Origin of the sequence: Hydrocoleum sp. CS-953 (assembly GCF_002260545.1) — a bacterium.
GTDB lineage: Bacteria > Cyanobacteriota > Cyanobacteriia > Cyanobacteriales > Microcoleaceae > Trichodesmium.
The window spans coordinates 1-2,243 of record NZ_LGSU01000134.1 but is presented as its reverse complement, the minus strand read 5'-3'; the positions used below and the strand labels follow the sequence as shown (position 1 = coordinate 2,243).

The following is a 2,243-nucleotide window of genomic DNA, read 5'->3' as shown; positions in this document are numbered from 1 at the left end:
TATATCTACTTTATGATTGTCAACTATAGCAATCCTCTGAGAATTTTTATGTTGATTAAATACAGCAACTAACCCTAATATCAACATGGCTATAGAAAAACTAAGTCATGCAAAGTTAATTGAACTGATGGTAGAGGTAGTTAACAGATAATCTAAGATTTATATCTACAAATAATTCTGTCTATCTACTTAAAAAGCTAATAACTGACAATTATATAGCAGTCCTATTTTATTTGTGTATAAAAAGCTTACCGCTTTTAGGGAATAAGGAATTGGTAACACTTAACTAGGAACGGGGGGAAATTTCAAGTTTTTTATCTACTTTTTAATTACCCGCGACCTATTTAGGATTACTATATGTATAAGCATTTCCTGCGGAATGCTGCGCAAACAGCTATTAGCAGTCAGCATTCAGCTTTTTCCTGGGGAATACTAAATGCTAATAGCTTTTGAAAGAATAAAATAACTACTAAGGTTAGATGATAACCTTTTTCTTAATAACTTTAATTCTCCTTGGAGATTAATTCCTCCTGCCAAAATAATAAATTAATAACTCATAGCTGGTACTTGATACTTGATACTTGATACTTAATACTTGATAGCTGAATGCTTACCTATATGTTATATTAACGTCTTACTGATTATTAATCTAAACTGAGTTTGTATAAATCCAGCAAAAATATTCATTTCACAAAACTAAAACTTAATAATGAAAAAAATTTTTTCTCTCCNGAGATTAATTCCTCCTGCCAAAATAATAAATTAATAACTCATAGCTGGTACTTGATACTTGATACTTGATACTTAATACTTGATAGCTGAATGCTTACCTATATGTTATATTAACGTCTTACTGATTATTAATCTAAACTGAGTTTGTATAAATCCAGCAAAAATATTCATTTCACAAAACTAAAACTTAATAATGAAAAAAATTTTTTCTCTCCTTCGTCAAACAGTAATTATTTCTTTAATAACATTTGGCTTAACAGAAATTGCATTCAGAATTTATCACAAAATTAATCCTTCGTTTATGTTTTATGACCCCTCATCTTATAATCGCTGGCGAGGAAAACCACTTTCTACAGATTATGGTTTTCAGTTAAATTCTAGGGGATTTAAAGATGTCGAATTTACTAAACAAAAAGCCGAAGGTACATATAGAATTATTGGCATAGGTGATTCTTTTGCTTATAGTGGCGTACCTTATAAACATAACTTTTTAACTCTATTGGAATCTAAACTTAATCAGGATATTCAGCAACCTATAGAATTAATCAATATGGGAATAATTGCCATTGGACCGAAAGATTATTTATCCCTATTTGTTAATGAAGGATTAGAGTTAAATCCTGATATGCTTTTGCTATCTTTTTACATTGGTAATGACTTTTCTGATAACTATAAATCACAAGAAGATAGGAGGTTACTTAAAGTTCAAGATTCTTACGTTTTATCTTTCTTTGATTTTTTGATTAAGGTAAATAGTAAGTTTGAAGGCAACCTCTATCATCATGGTATTGAATATCGAGAAGACTTACCTACCTCACCGGATGACTTTCATCTACAAGAGGCAAAAAAGAGAAGTTATATTTTTATCAAAAATCCTGAAAAAACAGATTTTCCAGAACATTTTAAGGATGCTTTTGGCGACTTATTAAAAATTAAAGAAATTTGCGATAGCCGAAATATTACTTTAGTCGTAGTTTTAATGCCTGATGAGGTACAAGTCATTCAACAATTAAGAGAAAAAGTAATTGCTAGTTACAATTTTTCTCCAGAACAATTTGACTTCCGACAGCCTAATAAATTATTATCTCAAGAACTGGATAAACATAATATTTATCATCTTGATATTGTGGAAGAATTTGTTTTTGCTGGTTCCGAAACTGCTCTCTACAAACCAAATGATATTCATTGGAATATTGCTGGTAATAGATTAGCTGCGGAAGTCATAGATAAGTATCTCTCTCAGAAATTTTTTCCCTAATTTTCAATATAAGTAGTTGTGCTTTTAGGAATTTCCTAGTTGAGAGAGGTTATTTCAGTTATCAGTTATCAGTTATCACTTATCAGTGAAGCTCCCAGTTTAGTCGAAGGCTTGAAATAATGAGTTAAATATCTTTTTCATCCCCTTAAAATGGGAGGCTTTTGACCTCATTTTTTGGTAATAAGCAATAAAGAGTCAGCAAAATGTGTAATTAATTGTGTAATTAATTTTGCTTATGCACTTATCACTTTCC

1 protein-coding gene is annotated in these 2,243 nt (G+C 30.1%); it reads left to right on the top strand.

The window, feature by feature from the left end; translation table 11 throughout:
- Window positions 1–925 precede the first annotated feature (925 nt).
- Complete coding sequence (locus AFK68_RS00955; protein WP_246843920.1) at window positions 926–1,990, top strand: hypothetical protein; 1,065 nt, start codon at window positions 926–928, stop codon at window positions 1,988–1,990.
- The last annotated feature ends 253 nt before the right edge of the window (window positions 1,991–2,243 follow it).

Bases quoted from the DNA above. Each gene is read 5' to 3' on its own strand.
- AFK68_RS00955 (WP_246843920.1), top strand. From the start codon at position 926: ATGAAAAAAATTTTTTCTCTCCTTCGTCAAACAGTAATTATTTCTTTA.